Origin of the sequence: Falsirhodobacter xinxiangensis (assembly GCF_004959935.1) — a bacterium.
Classification (GTDB): Bacteria; Pseudomonadota; Alphaproteobacteria; order Rhodobacterales; family Rhodobacteraceae; genus Falsirhodobacter; species Falsirhodobacter xinxiangensis.
Genome location: NZ_SMYN01000013.1, coordinates 27,296 through 44,674, shown reverse-complemented (window position 1 = coordinate 44,674; position 17,379 = coordinate 27,296). Strand labels below are relative to the sequence as shown.

The following is a 17,379-nucleotide window of genomic DNA, read 5'->3' as shown; positions in this document are numbered from 1 at the left end:
CATGGCGCAGGTTCACAGTTTGCCTGTCCCGAAGGCAGAATCGGGGCGATTGCGGGGGCGATGCTGCATAATCCTTGCCAGATGCCCTCCGCGATCCCACATTGAAGACATGGCACCTCGCCTGTTCAAAAGGAGACTTCCTTGGGCATCAGCGCGCTGACCCCCCCGACCCGTCCCGAAGACATCGTGGAAACCCTGCTGGAATTTCCCGACAACCGCCTCCTGATCGACCTGTGCGGCGAATTCGACCGCAATCTGGCACAGATCGAACATCAGCTTGGCGTCCACATCCTGCGAAGGGGCAACCGATTGGCGGTGATAGGGGACAAGGCGGCGCGGGAACAGGCGGCGGCAGTCTTGCGCGGCATCTATGCCCGGCTTGAATCGGGGCGCGGGATCGCGGCGGGCGACATCGACGGCGCGTTGCGCATGGGCATTCCGATGTCCGGCGAGGCGCAGGAACAGATCGAGATGTTCCAGCCAGGTAAATACGAGATCCGCACCCGCAAGAAGCCGGTGGAGCCGCGGACCGAGGCGCAGAAAGCCTATGTCCAGAACCTGTTCGACAATGAACTGGCCTTCGGCATCGGGCCTGCGGGCACGGGGAAAACCTATCTGGCGGTCGCGGTCGGTGTGACCATGCTGATCGGCGGTGCGGTGGACAAGATCATCCTGTCGCGTCCGGCGGTGGAGGCGGGGGAACGGCTCGGCTTCCTGCCCGGCGACATGAAGGAGAAGGTCGATCCCTATATGCAGCCGCTCTATGACGCGCTGAACGACTTTCTGCCGCAGAAGCAGCTTGCCAAGCTGATGGAGGAGAAGCGGATCGAGATCGCACCGCTGGCCTTCATGCGCGGGCGCACCCTGTCGAGCGCCTTTGTGGTGCTGGACGAGGCGCAGAACGCGACGACCATGCAGATGAAGATGTTCCTGACCCGCTTGGGCGAGGGATCACGCATGGTCATCACCGGGGATAGGACGCAGATCGACCTTCCGCGCGGCACGGCCTCGGGCTTGCAGGACGCCGAACGCATCCTGAAGGACGTGCGCGGGATCAGCTTCAACTACTTCACGTCGAAGGACGTGGTGCGTCACCCGCTTGTGGGCCGCATCATCGAGGCTTATGAAGCCGACGATGGAACCGCTGGTTGATACCGTAATCGAAGACGACCGCTGGGAGGCTTTCGGCCTTCCGGCCCTGGCAACCCGCGCGGCAGAGGCAACCTTTGCCGCGCTTGGCGTTCATGGCGTGACGCTGGCCCTGATGGGCTGCGACGATGCCGAGATCGCCGAGTTGAACGCCCAGTTCCGCCAGAAGGGCAAGCCGACCAACGTGCTGTCATGGCCGTCAGAGGATCGGGCGGCGGGCGAGCCGGGCGGCATTCCCGACTTGTCGGGCGGCGATGCGGATGATCCGGACGAGCTGGGCGATATCGCCATCGCGTGGGAAACCTGCATGGCCGAGGCTGCGGATCAGGGGAAGACCCCCGAGGCGCATGTGACGCATCTGGTGATCCACGGTATCCTGCACCTTTTGGGATACGACCATATCGAGGACGCCGATGCCGAGCTGATGGAGGCGACGGAGACGCGCATTCTTGCCGGCATGGGCATCGCCGACCCTTACGCGTAGCGCTCCCGCCCGTCATCGACGGCTTTGCCATCTCTTCCCGTTGGGCCGGGCCGGACTTCGTCCGGCGTTGTGGCGCTTATGTCCACGGCGGCCCTTGTCAGGGCAGCGATTCGTGACCCATATTGGCAGACAGGCGCCCCTTGGAGGGTGTCGTTTCCGGATAAAGGACCAATGGGAAGTAGCACCGACGGCTCTCCTGCGGCGCAAGGCGCGCAGGACACCGCAGAGGACGAGTCGCGACAGGCGTATGAGTCCACCGGCGACAGGGAACAGCGTGGGTTCTTTGGCCGCCTTTTCGACGCCTTTTCGCCCAATGACGATCGCGAGGCAGAGCGCGACGCACCGCGCGAGGAAGGCCACGGGATCGCCAACCTTCGCCGCCTTCGCGTCGATGACGTGGCCGTTCCGAAGGCCGAGATCGCCGCAGTTCCGGTCGAGATCGGGCTGAAGGATCTGGTCGGCACCTTCCGCGAGCAGGGCTATTCGCGTCTGCCGGTCTATGAAGGCTCGCTCGACAATCCGCTGGGCATGATCCTGCTGAAGGATCTGGCGCTGCATCACGACTTCACCTCGACCGAGCCGTTCGATCTGCGCAAGCTTCTGCGTCCGATCATGTTCGCGCCGCCGTCGATGTCGGCTGGCACCCTGCTGCAGAAGATGCAGCGCGAACGGATGCATCTTGCGCTGGTGATCGACGAATATGGCGGGGTGGACGGGCTGGTCACGATCGAGGACCTGATCGAGACCATTATCGGCGAGATCGACGACGAGCATGACGAGGTCGCGGGTGCCCTGTGGATACAGGAAAAGCCGGGCAGCTATGTCGTGCAGTCGCGCGCATCCCTTGATGCGTTCGAGGCGGAGACGGGGCTGGAGCTGCGCCGCGACGACGATGACGAGGATGTGAACACCCTTGGCGGGCTGATCTTCGTGCGCACGGGCCGCGTTCCGCGCAAGGGCGAAGTGATCGAGCATGAAAGCGGCGCAAGCTTCGAGATCCTTGACGGCGACCCCCGCCGGATCAAACGGCTGCGCGTGCGCCTGCCGGAGCCTGCCCATAACTGACCTTGACGGCCCCGTCCAAGGGGGGTGAAAACACCCGCGACCCTTGGGCGGAGGCTTTCCATGCGTTCATTTCCCGGCTGGCGCGTGGTTGGCGCGGCCTTCGCGCTTGGCGCGGTGGCGGCGCTTGGACAGGCCCCGCTGGGTTGGTGGCCCGCGACGATCGCGGGGCTGGCCGGTCTTGCGTGGATGCTGGGGCGGGGCGGCGGCTGGATCGGCTGGTTCGGCGGCGCGGGGTATTTCGCATTGGCCTTGAACTGGATTATCGAGCCTTTTCTGATCGACATCGCGCGTCACGGTTGGATGGCCCCGTTCGCGGTGGTGCTGATTTCCTTCGGGCTGGCGCTGTTCTGGGCGGTGGCGGCCGAGGCGGCCGTGCGTCTGCCGCGGCCCGCGCTTGGCTTTTCGGTGACCCTGACGCTGGCAGAGTTCGCGCGGGGGCATGTGTTGACCGGGTTTCCCTGGGCGATGCCGGGGCATGTCTGGATCGGCTGGGCTCCGGCGCAGGTCGCGGCGCTGATCGGGCCGAACGGGCTGACGCTGATGACGGTGCTGATCGCGGTTCTGGCGCTGACATGGCGCTGGGCAGCGGTCGCGCTTCTGGCTGCGGCTTTCGCCTTCGGCTTCTGGCGGCTGGATCAGGCAGAACCTGCCCCGATGGACGTGACTGTCCGGCTGGTGCAGCCCAATGCCGACCAACATCTGAAATGGGACCCGCAGCAGGCGCAGATCTTCTTCGACCGCGCGATGGCCCTGACGGCAGAGCCGGGATCGCCCGATCTGGTCATCTGGCCGGAAACCTCGGTGCCCTATCTGCTGGATACGGAATCTGGGCTGCTGCCCGCCATTGCGCGCGCGGGGCAGGGGGCGACGGTGGCGGTGGGCATCCAGCGGGTCGATGGGGCGCGCGGGTTCAACAGCCTGGCCGTGATCGCGCCGGATGGGCGGCTGGTCGATACCTATGACAAGCATCATCTGGTGCCGTTCGGGGAATACATCCCGTTCGGTGACACGCTGGCTCGGGTCGGGATCACGGCCTTCGCCTCGCAGCTTGGCAACGGGTATTCGGCGGGGCCGGGGGCGCGGGTGCTGGACCTTGGGGCGGCGGGCCGGGCGCTGCCGCTGATCTGCTACGAGGCGGTGTTCCCGCAGGACGTCGCCGCCGCGCCGGAACGGCCCGGCTGGCTGATGCAGGTCACGAACGATGCGTGGTTCGGCACGCTGACCGGCCCGTATCAGCATCTGGCGCAGGCGCGGCTGCGGGCGATCGAACAAGGGCTGCCCTTGCTGCGCGCGGCCAATACGGGCGTGACGGCGGTGATCGACGCAAAGGGCCGGGTTCTGGACAGCCTGCCGATGGGCGAGGCGGGCAAGCTGGACACCCCGTTGCCCGCTGCGCTGGCGCCCACGCCTTATGCACGCTGGGGTGAATGGGCCGCGCTTGTGCTTATTCTGGCGCTTGTGCCGCTGGCGCTTGGCAGGCGCAGGGTTGACCCAAGCGCACAGGTCCGTTAGCGCGGTGTGATCGAACCGTCACAACGGCTTCCTGGCGTGGCGGGGATAACCCAACGGAGCACTTTTCCATGTCGCGCAAGAACTTCATCTTCACCTCCGAATCGGTTTCGGAGGGGCACCCGGACAAGGTCTGCGACCGCATTTCCGATGCCATCCTCGACGCTTTCCTGGCCGAGGAGCCGAACGCCCGCGTTGCCTGCGAAACCTTCGCCACCACCAATCAGGTCGTTGTCGGCGGCGAGGTGGGGCTGTCGGATCAGGGACGCCTGCATGAATATCTGGGCAAGATCGACGGCATCGTGCGCGATTGCGTCAAGGATATCGGATACGAGCAGGACAAGTTTCACTGGAATACGGTGAACGTGCTGAACCTGCTGCACCCGCAATCGGCCCATATCTCCCAGGGCGTGGACAAGGACGGCGCGGGCGATCAGGGCATCATGTTCGGTTACGCCGTGGATGAAACCCCCGAGCTGATGCCGGCGCCCATCCTCTATTCCCACGCGATCCTGCGGAAGCTTGCCGAAGTTCGCAAATCGGGCGAACAGCCGACGCTTGGCCCGGATGCGAAATCCCAGCTTTCCCTGCGTTACGTCGATGGCAAGCCGGTGGAGGTCACGTCGATCGTGCTGTCGACCCAGCACACGCATGACCACCAGACCTCGGACGATATCCGTGCCATCGTGGAGCCTTATATCCGCGAGATCCTTCCTGCGGGCTGGCTGACGAACCAGACCGAATGGTGGGTCAATCCGACGGGCAAGTTCGTGATCGGCGGTCCTGACGGCGATGCGGGCCTGACGGGCCGCAAGATCATCGTGGACACCTATGGCGGTGCGGCCCCGCATGGCGGCGGCGCGTTTTCGGGCAAGGACCCGACCAAGGTGGACCGTTCGGCAGCCTATGCCGCGCGGTATCTGGCCAAGAACGTGGTGGCCGCCGGTCTGGCGACGCGCTGCACCATTCAGGTCAGCTATGCCATCGGCGTTGCAAAACCGCTGTCGGTCTATGTCGATACCTTCGGCACGGGCGAGGTCGATCCCGCCGCGATCGAAGCTGCGATCCCCAAGGTCATGGACCTGTCGCCCCGCGGCATCCGCGAACATCTGTCGCTGAACCGTCCGATCTATGCCCGCACGGCGGCCTACGGCCATTTCGGGCGCGCGCCCGAGGCCGATGGCGGTTTTTCGTGGGAACGGACCGATCTGGTCGATGCGCTGAAAGCTGCGATCTGACGTGACAATCGCGTGATGCTGGTGCAGCATCGCGCTATGCCCGCCGGGTTCGCCCGGCTGGCCATCCCCACGGGGGCGGCCTGAAACCAGCGACGAGCAAGGCATGAAACTCTCTGATCTCATCCGCCCCGAGGGGCTTCTTCTGGACGTGGCGGCAAAGGACAAGGACAAGGTCCTGCGTCTGCTGGCGGCGAAGTCGGCGGAACTTTGGGGGTTGGAGGAGGAGCGCGTGTTCGACAAGCTGAACGCGCGCGAAGATCTGGGATCGACCGGGGTGGGCGGCGGCATCGCCCTGCCGCACAGCCCGATCCCGGGGCTGGAGGAGCCGGCGCTGCTGCTGGCGCGGCTGAAGACCCCGGTGGATTTTCACGCTGTGGACGATCACAAGGTCGATCTGGTGCTGATGTTGCTGCTGCCGGAAAACAACGCCTCGCAGCACCTGAACATCCTGTCCAGTGCGGCACGGGCGCTGCGCAGCGAGGGGTTTGCGCGCGAATTGCGCAATGCCGATGCGGGCCGCGTCCACGCGCTGCTGCTGGAAGCCGCTACCGAGGCTTGCGAGCGCTGAGGGCTTTCCAAGCCCCGCGATCGGCGTTAATCGCGGGGCATGAGCGATACACCCAAACCCGACGCCCCCAAGTCTCATGGCCGCCTTTCGATCCGCGCTTCGGCGAAGCCGCGCGATCTGATGGCCGATGTCCACGTGCAGGGCGCATGGCGGGCCAAGGTCATCACCCTGTTCCCCGAGGCGTTTCCCGGCACGCTGGGGCTGAGCCTGACCGGCAAGGCGCTGGATTTCGGGCTTTGGGCGCTGGAGACGGTGGACCTGCGCCCCTTCGGCGAGGGCAAGCACAAGAACGTCGATGACACGCCTGCGGGCGGTGGGGCGGGAATGGTGCTGCGCGCCGACGTGGTCTCGAAGGCGCTGGATGCCGCGGCCGAGGGGGCGGACTGGCCGGTCATCTACCTTTCGCCGCGTGGCAAGCCGTTCACGCAGGCGATGGCGCAGAAATGGTCCGAAAGGCCGGGGATAACCATGCTCTGCGGCCGGTTCGAGGGCGTGGACCAGCGTGTGATCGACCATTACGGGATCGAGGAAGTCAGCCTTGGCGACTTCGTCATGACCGGGGGCGAGATCGCAGCGCAGGCCTTGATCGACGCAACGGTTCGCCTTATACCGCGCGTCATCGGGAATCATGTGTCCACCGAGGAGGAGTCCTTCTCGGATGGACTTCTTGAATTTCCGCAATACACGAAACCGCCCGTCTGGCAGGGTCGCGAGATACCGGAAGTGCTTCTGTCCGGCCATCACGCGAAGATCACCCGCTGGCGGAAGGGAATGGCCGAAAGGCTGACAAAGGAACGCCGACCTGATCTCTGGCGGGCTTATTGCGAAGATCGCGATAGGGACCCGGATGAAGACCGAGAGCTCTGAGGCTGGCATCAACATCCGCGGGAAAACCGCGCGTCAGAAAGGAACAGCGATGAACCTGATCGCACAGATCGAGGCGGAGCAGATTGCCGCACTCGGCAAGACCATCCCGGATTTCAAAGCCGGCGACACCGTTCGCGTCGGCTACAAAGTGACCGAAGGCACGCGTTCGCGCGTCCAGAACTATGAAGGCGTCGTGATCGGCCGCAAGGGCGGCGCGACCATCTCGGCTTCGTTCACGGTCCGCAAGATCTCGTTCGGCGAAGGCGTGGAGCGTCAGTTCCCGCTGTATTCGACCAACATCGAGGCGATCGAGGTCGTTCGTCGTGGCCGCGTGCGCCGCGCGAAACTCTACTACCTCCGTACGCGTCGCGGCAAATCGGCCCGGATCGCGGAAGACACCAACTACAAAGCCAAAGCCTGAGGATCGGACCGATGAAAGCAGACATCCATCCCGACTATCACTTCATCGACGTGAAGATGACCGACGGCACCGTGTATCAGGTCCGTTCGACCTGGGGCAAAGAAGGCGACCAGATGGCGCTGGATATCGACCCGCTGGCACACCCGGCCTGGACCGGCGGCTCGGCCCGCCTGATGGACACCGGCGGCCGCGTGTCGAAGTTCAAGAACAAATACGCCGGCCTCGGCTTCTAAGACACAGGCGCACCCTCGGGTGCGCCTTTTCCGTTTCGCCTCTTGCGCGACTTCCTGCCAGCCGTTAGCCCTGTTCACGGAATAGAGAGGGCTGCCGTGGCGCATATCATCGTCGTGGGGAACGAGAAGGGCGGGTCGGGCAAGTCCACCACCTGCATGCATGTCGCGACCGCGCTGGTTCGCATGGGCCACCGGGTCGGCGCGCTGGACCTTGATGTTCGCCAACGCAGCTTCGGCCGTTACGTCGAAAACCGGAAAGCCTTCGTGGAGCGGACCGGGCTGGCTATCCCCTCGCCGAATTATCTTATGCTGCCGGAACTGGACCCGGCGCTGGCAAATCCCGGCGAAAACCCTTTCGATCAGCGCCTGTCGGCTGCCGTGGCGCAGTTGGAGCCGGTTTCGGATTTCATCTTCATCGACTGCCCCGGATCGCACACGCGTCTGGCGCAGGTGGCGCATACGCTGGCCGACACGCTGATCACGCCGCTGAACGACAGTTTCATCGATTTCGACCTGCTGGCGCGCGTGGATGCGGAAACGGGCAAGGTCAAGGGGCCGTCGATCTATTCCGAGATGGTCTGGAATGCGCGGCAGATGCGGGCGCAGGCGGGGCTGAAGCCGATCGACTGGATCGTTCTGCGCAACCGCCTTGGCGCGCAGCAGATGCACAACAAGAAGAAGGTCGGCGCCGCGCTGGAGGAACTCTCGCGCCGCATCGGCTTCCGCGTGTCGCCCGGCTTTTCCGAACGGGTGATCTTCCGCGAGCTGTTTCCGCGCGGGCTGACGCTGCTGGATCTGAAGGATACCGGGGTGGAAAGCCTGAACCTGTCGAACATCGCCGCCCGGCAGGAGGTGCGCGATCTGGTGACGGAACTTCAGCTTCCGGGCGTGTCGGTCAATTTCTGATCGACGAGGAATGCCTCGAACGCATCGAGGTCCACGGGGTCGAACTGTCCGAACCCCTGCATCCAGACCGAGGCCGCGCGCAGGGCGTCCGGCTCCAGCTTGCACCATTTCACCCGCCCGCGCTTTTCCTGCGTGATCAGGCCCGCATCGGCCAGAACCGAAAGGTGTTTGGAAATCGCCGCCAGCGACATCTGAAAGGGTTCGGCCACATCGGTCACGGCCATGTCATCCTCCAGCAGCATCGAGAGGATCGCGCGGCGGGTCGGGTCGGCAAGGGCGGAAAAGACGGTGTCGAGCGCGTTCATCGCCGCAGCTTTGGGGGTGGGGAAGGGGGGCGTCAATGGGCGATGCTAAACCACCGGGTTGAACTTCGTTCACGGGGGCGAGAGGTGATGAGAGAGGGTGCTGTCTTAAGGTGCTGTATTGATTGGTTTTCCTTCGTGTTGACTCGGAGGGGTTTGCCCATTAGCAAGCTGGCAACTGCTAAAGGGACGTTTTCTATGTCGGAGGACCCCGATCACCAACGCATGCGCGACCTTGAGGCGCGGATTGCGAAGGTCAAAGGGGGTCCGAAGGCGCGGACCGAGGCGGGCAAGGCGTTCTCCGGTGGAGAGATCGGCTGGCGGATGGTGACGGAGCTTCTCTCGGGAATGCTGATCGGGCTGTCCATCGGATACGGTCTGGACTGGCTGTTCGGCACGATGCCGATCTTTCTGGTCACGTTCTGCCTGTTCGGCTTTGCTGCCGGCGTGAAGACGATGCTCGGCACCGCGAAAATGGTGCAGGAACAACACGAAAAGGGTGGCGACACCCCGAAGAAAGGGAACTGAGATCGTGGCGACGGAAGCGGCAGGCGGCAGCGGTTTTGCGATCCATCCGATGGATCAGTTCATCGTCAGGCCGCTGTTCGGCGACGGGCCGATCCAGTGGTACACCGTTACCAACGTGACGCTTTGGCTCGCACTGGCCGTCGTTTGCGTCGTGCTGGTCATGGTCTTCGGCACCAGCCGCCGCGCCATCATCCCCTCGCGCAGCCAGTCGGTGGCCGAGATGATCTATGGCTTCGTGCACAACATGGTCGAGGAAGTGACCGGCCACGAAGGGGTGAAATACTTCCCCTATGTGATGACGGTGTTCCTGTTCATCCTGTTCGCCAACCTTCTGGGCCTGATCCCGATGTCCTTCACCACGACCAGCTCGCTGGCGGTGACGATCACGCTGGCGCTGCTGGTGTTCTTCGGGATCACGATCCTCGGCCTCGTCCGCAAGGGTCCGGCGTTCCTCGCGATGTTCTGGGTCACCTCGGCCCCGCTGGCGCTGCGTCCGATCCTGGCCGTGATCGAGGTCATCTCCTACTTCGTGCGCCCCGTCAGCCACTCCATTCGTCTTGCGGGCAACCTGATGGCTGGCCACGCCGTCATCAAGGTGTTCGCCGGCTTCGCGTCGATGGCGATCCTGTCGCCGATCGCCGTTGGTGCCGTGACCGCGATCTATGGTCTCGAACTGCTGGTTGCAGTCGTTCAGGCTTACGTTTTCACCATTCTGACCTGCGTCTATCTGAAGGACGCGGTGGGCGACGCCCACCACTAAGGTCCGATCCCCTCCAGCCATTCCAGATACAAGGAGCATCACTATGGAAGGCGAACTCGCGCTTATGGGCAAATACATCGGTGCCGGTCTTGCGGCATTCGGTCTGGCAGGCGCTGGCCTCGGTGTTGGTAACATCGCTGGCAAGTTCCTCGAAGGCGCCCTGCGCAACCCGTCGGCTGCTCCGTCGCAGACCGCCAACCTCTTCGTCGGCATCGCATTTGCCGAAGCTCTGGGCATCTTCTCGTTCCTGATCGCCCTGCTGCTGATGTTCGCCGTCTGATAACGGTCTGCATCGATCTTCCGGCCGGGGGGGCTTTCGCCCTTCCGGCCTGATCCTTGACGCCAGCCGGAGAAGACCATGGCAACCGTAGTTGATGATGTAGCCGACGCGGCCGCCGGACACGCCGCTCCTGCCGGGGGTATGCCCCAGCTGGACGTGACGAACTGGCCGAACCAGATCTTCTGGCTGCTCGTCGCCCTCGTGGCGATTTACCTCGTGCTGACGCGCGTGGCCCTTCCCCGGATCGGGGCGGTTCTGGCCGAACGTCGCGGCACGATCACGAATGACCTGCTGGCGGCAGAAGAGCTGAAGCAGAAGGCGCTGGACGCCGAGAAAGCCTATAACGCGGCGCTGGCCAAGGCGCGCGAAGATGCGGCGAAGATCGTGGCCGAGGCGAAGGCTTCGATCCAGGCCGATCTGGACGTGGCGACGGCGAAGGCCGATGCCGAGATCGCGGCCCGTTCGGCTGAGTCCGAGCGCCGCATCGCCGAGATTCGCGACAACGCGCTGGCAAGCGTGACCGAAGTTGCGAAAGACACGACCGGCGCGCTGGTTTCGGCGCTTGGCGGTCAGGCGGATCAGGCAGCGGTCGAAGCGGCCGTTGCCGAGCGGATGAAGGGGTGATCCGATGAAATATCTGACCATCCTGCTGGCACTTGCCGCAACGCCCGCGCTGGCTGCGGAAGGCCCGTTCTTCTCGCTCGCGAACACGAACCTGATCGTTCTGATCGCGTTCATCGTCTTCGTGGCGATCCTGGTTTGGGCTGGGGTTCCGGCGAAGCTGTCCGGTCTGCTGGACAAGCGCGCGGTGACCATCCGCACCGAGCTGGACGAGGCGAAGGCACTGCGCGAAGAGGCGAAGACGCTTCTGGCGTCCTATGAGCGCAAGCAGAAGGAAGTGCTGGAGCAGTCCGAGCGGATCGTGTCGAAAGCACGCGAGGAAGCTCTGGCCGCTGCCGAGCAGGCGAAGGCCGACCTTGCGTCCTCGATCGCACGCCGTCTTCAGGCTGCCGAGGAGCAGATCGCTGCCGCCGAAGCTGGTGCGGTGCGCGAGGTGCGCGAGCGTGCGGTTTCCGTCGCTGTCGCCGCTGCTGCGGACGTGCTGTCGCGTCAGATGACGCCGGGTGCGCGTTCGGCTTCGGTCGATGCGGCCATCGATCAGGTCGGTGCGAAGCTGCACTGAATCGCTGCTGATCCCAATGAAAAAAGGCCGGTCGAAAGACCGGCCTTTTTGCTGTGATGCTTGGGCTGGCCCTGCGGCCAGCCCCGGTGATCAACGCTGGATCGGGCGGATGACGATATCCACGCGGCGGTTCTGCGCGCGACCCTCGGCGGTGTTGTTCGACGCGATCGGCTGCGACAGGCCCACGCCGTAGGACGAGACGCGGTTCGACGGCACACCGTTCGAGATGAGCGACGAGGCGACCGAACGGGCGCGGCGTTCCGACAGGTCCTGGTTATAGGCGGCGCTGCCCGTATTGTCGGTGTGGCCGACGATCTGGATGACCGAGTTCGGGTATTGGATCAGGTTCTGCGACACGGCTTGCAGGTCGCGCAGCAGGTCGGGGCGCAGGTTGGCGCTGTCGGTCGCGAACAGGATGTCCTGCGGCATGGTCACGACCAATTGGTTGCCCTGGTTCGTCACGCCGACGTTGGAGCTGGTGGCGTTGCGCAAGGCTGCAGCCTGTCGGTCCATCTCGGCCCCGACCGCGCCGCCCAGTGCGCCGCCGACCAATGCGCCCGCGATGCCCTTGGCCAGCTTGTCTTCGCTGGAGGATGCGCCGATCAGGCCGCCGATGAGCGCGCCGCCGGCTGCGCCTGCAGCGGTGCGCTGCTGCTGTCCGGCGGGAACGCCGGTGCCGTAGGGATCGGCGCAACCTGCAAGAGCCAGCATGGCCACGGTGCCCAGAAGAATGGGGGTTTTGAAATTCATCTTGCCGCCTCGTTATGTGCGTCCGCGCGATTTGCGCGCAAATGTGCTATATCAACGCGCGCCGGTTTCCGATAGTTCCGGCGCGGCTGTGGCGGGATCACGCCTATGTGCGTCATGGCGCGCGGCTTCCCATGCCAGCATCGACCGCTTGCGGGGCAGGCCCCAGTGATAGCCGCCAAGCTCGCCCGTCTTGCGCAGGGCACGGTGGCAGGGGATCAGCCAGCTGACGGGGTTGCGGCCGATGGCGGTGCCAACGGCGCGGACGGCCTTGGGGTTTCCGATGGCTTCGGCGACGGAGGAATAGGTCGAGACATGGCCGGTGGGGATGCGCAGCAGTGCCTCCCACACCTTGATCTGGAAGGGCGCGCCGATCAGGTGCAGCGGCACTTCGGAAAGATCCAGCAGCGCGGCGACCGACGGTTCGGGGCGATAATCCGCGCGGGGCCAGCGGCGGGTCAGATCCTCCATCGCGGCGTCGAAGCCCGTTTCGTCCGTGAAGCCGATGCCGCAGATGCCGCGGTCGGTGGCCATCACCAGCGCCTCGCCGAAGGGGGTGGGGGCCAGCGCCCACCCGATCCGCAGGCCCGCGCCGCCCAGCGCGTATTCGCCGGGGCTCATCGCCTCCCACCGCAGGAACAGATCGTGCAGGCGGCTGGTGCCGGACAGGCCGGTGTCCTGCGCCGCCTCCAGCAAGGTGAAGCGGCGTTGCAGAAGTTCGCGCGCGTGGCCAAGCAGCAGATATTGCTGATAGCGTTTGGGCGACACCCCGACCCAGGCCGAGAATACCCGTTGAAAATGCGCCGCGCTCATCCCCATGCGGGTGGCAAGCGCGTCCAGCGACAGGCCGGGGGCGCGGTCGATCTCCTCCAGCGCGCGGCCGATGACGGCGTAGTGATATGGCTCGGTCATGGCGGGCCTCCTTTCGGTGGAAGATAAGGCGGCGGGCGCTGCCGCGCGACCCGGAACTTGCGGGAAGGGGCGGGCGCTGTCATACCCCGGATCATGGCACGCCAGCTTCCATATCAGACCATCCACGCGATCTTCTCGCGGCTGCACGAGATTGATCCCGAGCCGAAGGGCGAGTTGGATCACGTCAACGCCTATACGCTTGTGGTTGCGGTGGCGCTTTCGGCGCAGGCGACGGATGTGGGCGTGAACCGCGCCACGCATCGGCTGTTCCAGCAGGTGACGACGCCGCAGCAGATGCTGGACTTCGGCGAGGAGAACCTGCTGGAGGCGATCAAGACCATCGGCCTGTTCCGCCAGAAGGCGAAGAACGTGATGAAGCTGTCGCGCATTCTGGTGGACGATTTCGGCGGCGAGGTGCCGTCGTCGCGCGCCGCGCTGCAATCGCTGCCGGGGGTGGGGCGCAAGACGGCGAATGTCGTGCTGAACATGTGGTTCCACCAGCCCGCCCAAGCGGTCGATACGCATATCTTCCGTGTCGGCAATCGCACCGGGATCTGCCCCGGCAAGGATGTGGACGTGGTCGAGCGCGCGCTGGAGGATAACATCCCCGCCGAATTCGCCCACCATGCGCATCACTGGCTGATCCTGCATGGCCGTTACATCTGCATCGCGCGCAAGCCCAAATGCGGCATCTGCCCGATCTACGAACACTGTCCCTATGAGGAAAAGACCGCATGAAGAAGTTTCAGGTCGTCGGCATCGGCAATGCGATGGTCGATGTGCTGGCCCGCGCCGACGAAGCGTTTCTGGCCGCCCATGGCATCGAAAAGGGCATCATGCAGCTGATCGACATGCCCCGAGCGGTCGAGCTTTACGCCCATATCGGCCCGGCGCGCGAAATCTCGGGCGGGTCTGCGGCGAACACCATCGCGGGCATCGCGCATCTGGGCGGGCGGACGGCCTATGTGGGCAAGGTCAAGGACGACCAGCTTGGCGCGATCTTCGCCCACGACCTGCGCGCGCAGGGGGCGGTCTATGAAACGCCGCTGGCGACGGGGGGCGAGGAGACGGGGCGCTGCATCGTGCTGGTGACGCCGGATGGCGAGCGGTCGATGAACACCTATCTGGGCTGGTCGGAATTCCTGACGCCGGGTGACATCGACGAATCGATGATGGCCGAGTCCGAATGGATCTATCTGGAGGGCTATCGTTTCGACGGGCCGGACAGCCATGCGGCCTTTGCCAAGGCGATCGCGGCGTGCAAGACCGCGGGCGGGCGCGTGTCGGTCACGCTGTCCGATCCGTTCTGCGTCGGGCGTCACCGCGATGCGTTCCGGGCGATGATTCGCGACCATGTGGACTTGCTGTTCGCCAATCGCGCAGAACTGCTGTCATTGTATGAGACGGATGATTTCGCCGCCGCACTCAAGGCCGCCAGCAATGATGTCGCCATCGTCGCCTGCACCGAATCGGAAAAAGGCGCGCATGTGTTGGCCGAGGGGCAGCATTGGCATGTTCCCGCGATCCCGACCGACATTCAGGACGCGACCGGCGCGGGCGATCTTTTCGCGGCGGGCTTCCTCTGGGGCATCACCAACGGCCACGGATATGAGGCTGCGGGCCGGATGGGCAACATCGCCGCGTCCGAGGTGATCAGCCATATCGGCGCGCGGCCAGAAACCGACCTGACCGCGCTGTTCAAGGAAAAGGGCGTGCTTTAATCGCCCAGCTTGCGGTGGACCTCGTCCAGGTCCACCTCTCCCTTCGGCATCTTGTTCGCCGGGTTGTCGAAGTCATAGCGGAACAGTTGGAAATCGCGCTTATAGATTTCCCACATCAGGTGCATCGACAGATCGTCGAAATAATCCTCGACCGGGTGGGCACGTTTCGGACCATGCCCTTCGGATTCGTTGAAGCGCGGAATGGTTGCCAGATCGACGGCGTGGCGCGGCTCCATCACGTCAAGGACGCGCTGCATTCCGTCGTTGAACTTCTCGGTAAAGAAGATCTGGTCGTATTTTCCACCGTTGACGATGAAGGTCGCGATATGGCCCGACATGGCCGACCAATGGATGTCCGGCTCCATCGGTTTCTTCCAGCGGATGGTGTCGCGCACGAACAGCAAGAACCGGCGGAAGCTGCGGATCTGGTCGAAATCGTCGGTGCCGTCCGGGCCGCCCACCTCGATCCCGTATTTCTGGATCAGCAGCGGCACGAGGTTGCCGCGATACCGCCGCCCGTTGCGCTGGATGCCGCAGATCTTGTCGAAGAAAGAGGACAGCACGCGGGTATATGGATTGCGGACGCAGGTGAAGGTCGGGCTGTTATGCGCGCGGACGTTCGCCTCGATCAGCGGTTGGCTTTCGGCTTGCGCCCATTTGTGCAGGCCGGACGTGGAATCATGGATGTCGCCGTCAAAGAAGCGGCCATGGTCGGAAAAGAACATGATCTGCCCGATGGTCGAACAGGCGCATTTCGGCACCACGCGGTAAACCACGCTTTCGCTTTCCGTCATCCATGTGCCGGGAAATCCCATTCGCCGTCCTCCGCTGTCCTTGCACCAGAAAACAGAGCCATCGGCTGTTTTCAATCGCCTGCAAAGCGATTTATGCAAGTGTGAGTGAAAGACGACATTCGGGGTTCTGCCATATGGCGAAGATTGCCTACATCCTTCTGTGCCACAAGGACCCCGCCGGGATCATCGCGCAGGCCCAGCGCCTGACGGCCGCAGGCGATTTCATCGCCATCCACTTCGACGCGCGGGCCCCGCGCGAGGCGTTCGAGCAGATCCGGTCGGCGCTGGCGGCCAACCCTTCGGTCGCCTTTGCGGCAAAGCGCCTGAAATGCGGGTGGGGGGAGTGGAGCCTCGTCGCCGCCAGCCTGCTTGCCGTGCGTGCAGCCGCCGAGGCGTTTCCCGATGCCAGCCATTTCTACATGCTGTCGGGCGACTGCATGCCGATCAAATCGGCGGAATACGCGCATCGGCTGCTTGATTCGCGCGATGTCGATTACGTCGAATCCTTCGATTTCTTTCGATCGGACTGGATCAAGACGGGCATCAAGGCGGAACGGCTGCACTATCGCCACTGGTTCAACGAACGCACGCATAAACGCTGGTTCTATGCCTCGCTGGACTGGCAGAAACGGCTTGGCCTGTCGCGCGATGTTCCCGAGGGGCTGGAGGTCCAGATCGGCAGCCAATGGTGGTGCCTGCGCCGCCGCACGATCGAAGCGATCATCGACTATTGCGACCGGAACCCGCAGGTGCTGCGCTTCTTCGCGACGACATGGATACCGGACGAGACGTTCTTCCAGACGCTGGTGCGGCATCTGGTGCCCGATCACGAGATTCAAAGCCGCACGCTGACCTTCCTGATGTTCAGCGATTACGGGATGCCGCTGACCTTCTATAACGACCATTTCGACATGCTGCTGAGCCAGGATTACCTGTTCGCGCGCAAGATCTCGCCCGACGCGGCAGAGCTCAAGGAGCGGCTGGGCGATATCTATGCCGCGCAGGGGATGGAGTTCACCATCTCGAACGAGGGGCGGCGGCTGTTGACCTTCCTGCGCCAGCGGGGGCGCATCGGACGCCGTTTCGCGCCGCGCTTCTGGGAACGAGAATCCAGCATCGGGCGCGAGCGGCAACTCGTGTTGGTCGTCTGCAAGAAATGGCACGTCGCGAAACGGCTGGTGGACCGGGTGCGGGACGTAACCGGCATTCCTTCGGTCCATTACCTGTTCAACGAAGTGTCCACCGCGTTGCCGGGCCTTGGCGGGATCGAGACGACGCTGGAAAAACGCACCCGTCATCGCCGCGCGCTGGTTCGGATGCTGTTCGATTACTGGAACACGGAACGGCTGGTGATCTGTCTCGATCCGGCGAATCTGGATCTGATGCAGGACTTCATGGCCGACAAGGCATCCGTGCGCCTTCTGGAGATCGAATGCGACTTCACTGACGAATACCTGAGCGGCCATGCGCGCCGCGTCGGTCTGGCCGGAGAGCGCACCCCGGCGGAGACGATGGCCCGGCTGCTGCCGACGATCCGCTATGACATCCGCTATGAAAGCGACCGTATCCGCGATGCCGGATTCCAGCGATATCGCCGCCTGCGACAGCGGGCAAGCGCCGACGAAAACGCCGCGCCCCTTGCAGAATTTCTCGAGATTTCCGAGGATAAGGCGCGCGAGATCGCGTCCACCCATTACCTGTTCACGGATTGA

Annotated in this window: 22 protein-coding genes and 1 riboswitch; of the genes, 18 read left to right on the top strand and 4 right to left on the bottom strand. The window is 64.1% G+C overall.

Annotated features, from left to right (window positions below):
• The first annotated feature begins 141 nt into the window (after window positions 1-141).
• The 10 genes from E2K76_RS14600 (at window position 142) to E2K76_RS14555 (ending at window position 8,440) form a co-directional block, all read left to right on the top strand.
• The gene (locus tag E2K76_RS14600; protein WP_136685091.1) at window positions 142-1,152 is read left to right on the top strand and encodes a PhoH family protein; all 1,011 of its coding nucleotides are present in this window, start codon (window positions 142-144) and stop codon (window positions 1,150-1,152) included.
• Window positions 1,136-1,633 carry an rRNA maturation RNase YbeY gene (gene ybeY, locus E2K76_RS14595; protein WP_136685090.1) on the top strand — a complete coding sequence of 166 codons (498 nt, stop codon included), beginning with the start codon at window positions 1,136-1,138 and terminating at the stop codon, window positions 1,631-1,633. Before E2K76_RS14600 ends, ybeY begins: the two co-directional genes overlap by 17 nt.
• 171 nt (window positions 1,634-1,804) lie before the next feature.
• Window positions 1,805-2,698: a hemolysin family protein gene (locus E2K76_RS14590; protein ID WP_136685089.1), complete on the top strand. Its 894-nt coding sequence runs from the start codon at window positions 1,805-1,807 to the stop codon at window positions 2,696-2,698.
• Between the two features lie 60 nt (window positions 2,699-2,758).
• A complete protein-coding gene (lnt, locus tag E2K76_RS14585) occupies window positions 2,759-4,210 on the top strand; it encodes an apolipoprotein N-acyltransferase (protein ID WP_136685088.1) in 1,452 nt (483 codons plus the stop codon).
• 12 nt (window positions 4,211-4,222) lie between these two features.
• Window positions 4,223-4,271: riboswitch (SAM-SAH riboswitch) on the top strand.
• 7 nt (window positions 4,272-4,278) lie between these two features.
• Window positions 4,279-5,445 (top strand): methionine adenosyltransferase, encoded by a 1,167-nt coding sequence (metK, locus tag E2K76_RS14580; RefSeq protein WP_136685087.1) that lies wholly within the window; start codon window positions 4,279-4,281, stop codon window positions 5,443-5,445.
• A 103-nt stretch (window positions 5,446-5,548) separates the two neighbouring features.
• Window positions 5,549-6,013: a PTS sugar transporter subunit IIA gene (locus E2K76_RS14575; RefSeq protein ID WP_136685086.1), complete on the top strand. Its 465-nt coding sequence runs from the start codon at window positions 5,549-5,551 to the stop codon at window positions 6,011-6,013.
• 39 nt (window positions 6,014-6,052) lie between these two features.
• Entirely contained in the window at window positions 6,053-6,880 is an 828-nt protein-coding gene (gene trmD / locus E2K76_RS14570; RefSeq protein WP_136685085.1) for a tRNA (guanosine(37)-N1)-methyltransferase TrmD, read from the top strand.
• Between the two features lie 49 nt (window positions 6,881-6,929).
• Window positions 6,930-7,301, top strand: a complete 372-nt coding sequence (gene rplS / locus E2K76_RS14565) for a 50S ribosomal protein L19 (protein WP_136685084.1) — start codon at window positions 6,930-6,932, stop codon at window positions 7,299-7,301.
• 11 nt (window positions 7,302-7,312) lie between these two features.
• On the top strand, window positions 7,313-7,534 hold the full coding sequence (rpmE, locus tag E2K76_RS14560) for a 50S ribosomal protein L31 (protein WP_136685083.1): 222 nt from the start codon (window positions 7,313-7,315) through the stop codon (window positions 7,532-7,534).
• Between the two features lie 96 nt (window positions 7,535-7,630).
• Window positions 7,631-8,440, top strand: a complete 810-nt coding sequence (locus E2K76_RS14555) for a division plane positioning ATPase MipZ (protein WP_136685082.1) — start codon at window positions 7,631-7,633, stop codon at window positions 8,438-8,440.
• On the opposite strand, the gene E2K76_RS14550 is transcribed toward E2K76_RS14555, so the two are convergent.
• Window positions 8,410-8,745, bottom strand: coding sequence for an ArsR/SmtB family transcription factor (locus E2K76_RS14550; RefSeq protein ID WP_136685081.1), 336 nt, complete (start codon window positions 8,743-8,745; stop codon window positions 8,410-8,412). The two genes, E2K76_RS14555 and E2K76_RS14550, sit on opposite strands and share 31 nt — an antisense overlap.
• 195 nt (window positions 8,746-8,940) lie before the next feature.
• Here E2K76_RS14550 and E2K76_RS14545 point away from each other — a divergent pair, with 195 nt between their 5' ends.
• The 5 genes from E2K76_RS14545 (at window position 8,941) to E2K76_RS14525 (ending at window position 11,493) form a co-directional block, all read left to right on the top strand.
• On the top strand, window positions 8,941-9,270 hold the full coding sequence (locus E2K76_RS14545) for an AtpZ/AtpI family protein (RefSeq protein WP_136685080.1): 330 nt from the start codon (window positions 8,941-8,943) through the stop codon (window positions 9,268-9,270).
• A 49-nt stretch (window positions 9,271-9,319) separates the two neighbouring features.
• Window positions 9,320-10,030, top strand: coding sequence for a F0F1 ATP synthase subunit A (locus tag E2K76_RS14540; protein WP_136685134.1), 711 nt, complete (start codon window positions 9,320-9,322; stop codon window positions 10,028-10,030).
• Between the two features lie 43 nt (window positions 10,031-10,073).
• Window positions 10,074-10,310 carry a F0F1 ATP synthase subunit C gene (locus E2K76_RS14535; protein ID WP_136685079.1) on the top strand — a complete coding sequence of 79 codons (237 nt, stop codon included), beginning with the start codon at window positions 10,074-10,076 and terminating at the stop codon, window positions 10,308-10,310.
• Between the two features lie 78 nt (window positions 10,311-10,388).
• Window positions 10,389-10,934: a F0F1 ATP synthase subunit B' gene (locus tag E2K76_RS14530; protein ID WP_136685078.1), complete on the top strand. Its 546-nt coding sequence runs from the start codon at window positions 10,389-10,391 to the stop codon at window positions 10,932-10,934.
• A 4-nt stretch (window positions 10,935-10,938) separates the two neighbouring features.
• Window positions 10,939-11,493, top strand: a complete 555-nt coding sequence (locus tag E2K76_RS14525; RefSeq protein WP_136685077.1) for a F0F1 ATP synthase subunit B — start codon at window positions 10,939-10,941, stop codon at window positions 11,491-11,493.
• Window positions 11,494-11,583: 90 nt separating this feature from the next.
• Here E2K76_RS14525 and E2K76_RS14520 read toward each other — a convergent pair whose 3' ends face one another.
• Together E2K76_RS14520 and E2K76_RS14515 are read right to left on the bottom strand one after the other, a co-directional pair.
• Complete coding sequence (locus tag E2K76_RS14520) at window positions 11,584-12,243, bottom strand: OmpA family protein (protein WP_136685076.1); 660 nt, start codon at window positions 12,241-12,243, stop codon at window positions 11,584-11,586.
• 51 nt (window positions 12,244-12,294) lie between these two features.
• A complete protein-coding gene (locus E2K76_RS14515) occupies window positions 12,295-13,152 on the bottom strand; it encodes a methylated-DNA--[protein]-cysteine S-methyltransferase (RefSeq protein ID WP_136685075.1) in 858 nt (285 codons plus the stop codon).
• A gap of 93 nt (window positions 13,153-13,245) precedes the next feature.
• Between E2K76_RS14515 and nth the strand changes: the two genes are divergently transcribed.
• Together nth and E2K76_RS14505 are read left to right on the top strand one after the other, a co-directional pair.
• Window positions 13,246-13,890, top strand: coding sequence for an endonuclease III (gene nth, locus E2K76_RS14510; protein WP_136685074.1), 645 nt, complete (start codon window positions 13,246-13,248; stop codon window positions 13,888-13,890).
• On the top strand, window positions 13,887-14,873 hold the full coding sequence (locus E2K76_RS14505) for an adenosine kinase (RefSeq protein WP_136685073.1): 987 nt from the start codon (window positions 13,887-13,889) through the stop codon (window positions 14,871-14,873). Before nth ends, E2K76_RS14505 begins: the two co-directional genes overlap by 4 nt.
• Here E2K76_RS14505 and E2K76_RS14500 read toward each other — a convergent pair.
• Entirely contained in the window at window positions 14,870-15,688 is an 819-nt protein-coding gene (locus E2K76_RS14500) for a sulfotransferase family protein (protein WP_136685072.1), read from the bottom strand. The genes E2K76_RS14505 and E2K76_RS14500 overlap by 4 nt on opposite strands.
• 113 nt (window positions 15,689-15,801) lie before the next feature.
• Between E2K76_RS14500 and E2K76_RS14495 the strand changes: the two genes are divergently transcribed.
• The gene (locus tag E2K76_RS14495) at window positions 15,802-17,379 is read left to right on the top strand and encodes a DUF5928 domain-containing protein (RefSeq protein ID WP_136685071.1); all 1,578 of its coding nucleotides are present in this window, start codon (window positions 15,802-15,804) and stop codon (window positions 17,377-17,379) included.

What these genes read in the sequence shown, in the direction of transcription:
- ybeY (WP_136685090.1), top strand. Translation starts at nt 1,136, where the DNA reads ATGGAACCGCTGGTTGATACCGTAATCGAAGACGACCGCTGGGAGGCT.
- E2K76_RS14590 (WP_136685089.1), top strand. Translation starts at nt 1,805, where the DNA reads ATGGGAAGTAGCACCGACGGCTCTCCTGCGGCGCAAGGCGCGCAGGAC.
- lnt (WP_136685088.1), top strand. Translation starts at nt 2,759, where the DNA reads ATGCGTTCATTTCCCGGCTGGCGCGTGGTTGGCGCGGCCTTCGCGCTT.
- metK (WP_136685087.1), top strand. Translation starts at nt 4,279, where the DNA reads ATGTCGCGCAAGAACTTCATCTTCACCTCCGAATCGGTTTCGGAGGGG.
- E2K76_RS14575 (WP_136685086.1), top strand. Translation starts at nt 5,549, where the DNA reads ATGAAACTCTCTGATCTCATCCGCCCCGAGGGGCTTCTTCTGGACGTG.
- trmD (WP_136685085.1), top strand. Translation starts at nt 6,053, where the DNA reads ATGAGCGATACACCCAAACCCGACGCCCCCAAGTCTCATGGCCGCCTT.
- rplS (WP_136685084.1), top strand. Translation starts at nt 6,930, where the DNA reads ATGAACCTGATCGCACAGATCGAGGCGGAGCAGATTGCCGCACTCGGC.
- rpmE (WP_136685083.1), top strand. Translation starts at nt 7,313, where the DNA reads ATGAAAGCAGACATCCATCCCGACTATCACTTCATCGACGTGAAGATG.
- E2K76_RS14550 (WP_136685081.1), bottom strand. Translation starts at nt 8,745, where the DNA reads ATGAACGCGCTCGACACCGTCTTTTCCGCCCTTGCCGACCCGACCCGC.
- E2K76_RS14545 (WP_136685080.1), top strand. Translation starts at nt 8,941, where the DNA reads ATGTCGGAGGACCCCGATCACCAACGCATGCGCGACCTTGAGGCGCGG.
- E2K76_RS14540 (WP_136685134.1), top strand. Translation starts at nt 9,320, where the DNA reads ATGGATCAGTTCATCGTCAGGCCGCTGTTCGGCGACGGGCCGATCCAG.
- E2K76_RS14535 (WP_136685079.1), top strand. Translation starts at nt 10,074, where the DNA reads ATGGAAGGCGAACTCGCGCTTATGGGCAAATACATCGGTGCCGGTCTT.
- E2K76_RS14530 (WP_136685078.1), top strand. Translation starts at nt 10,389, where the DNA reads ATGGCAACCGTAGTTGATGATGTAGCCGACGCGGCCGCCGGACACGCC.
- E2K76_RS14525 (WP_136685077.1), top strand. Translation starts at nt 10,939, where the DNA reads ATGAAATATCTGACCATCCTGCTGGCACTTGCCGCAACGCCCGCGCTG.
- E2K76_RS14520 (WP_136685076.1), bottom strand. Translation starts at nt 12,243, where the DNA reads ATGAATTTCAAAACCCCCATTCTTCTGGGCACCGTGGCCATGCTGGCT.
- E2K76_RS14515 (WP_136685075.1), bottom strand. Translation starts at nt 13,152, where the DNA reads ATGACCGAGCCATATCACTACGCCGTCATCGGCCGCGCGCTGGAGGAG.
- nth (WP_136685074.1), top strand. Translation starts at nt 13,246, where the DNA reads ATGGCACGCCAGCTTCCATATCAGACCATCCACGCGATCTTCTCGCGG.
- E2K76_RS14505 (WP_136685073.1), top strand. Translation starts at nt 13,887, where the DNA reads ATGAAGAAGTTTCAGGTCGTCGGCATCGGCAATGCGATGGTCGATGTG.
- E2K76_RS14500 (WP_136685072.1), bottom strand. Translation starts at nt 15,688, where the DNA reads ATGGGATTTCCCGGCACATGGATGACGGAAAGCGAAAGCGTGGTTTAC.
- E2K76_RS14495 (WP_136685071.1), top strand. Translation starts at nt 15,802, where the DNA reads ATGGCGAAGATTGCCTACATCCTTCTGTGCCACAAGGACCCCGCCGGG.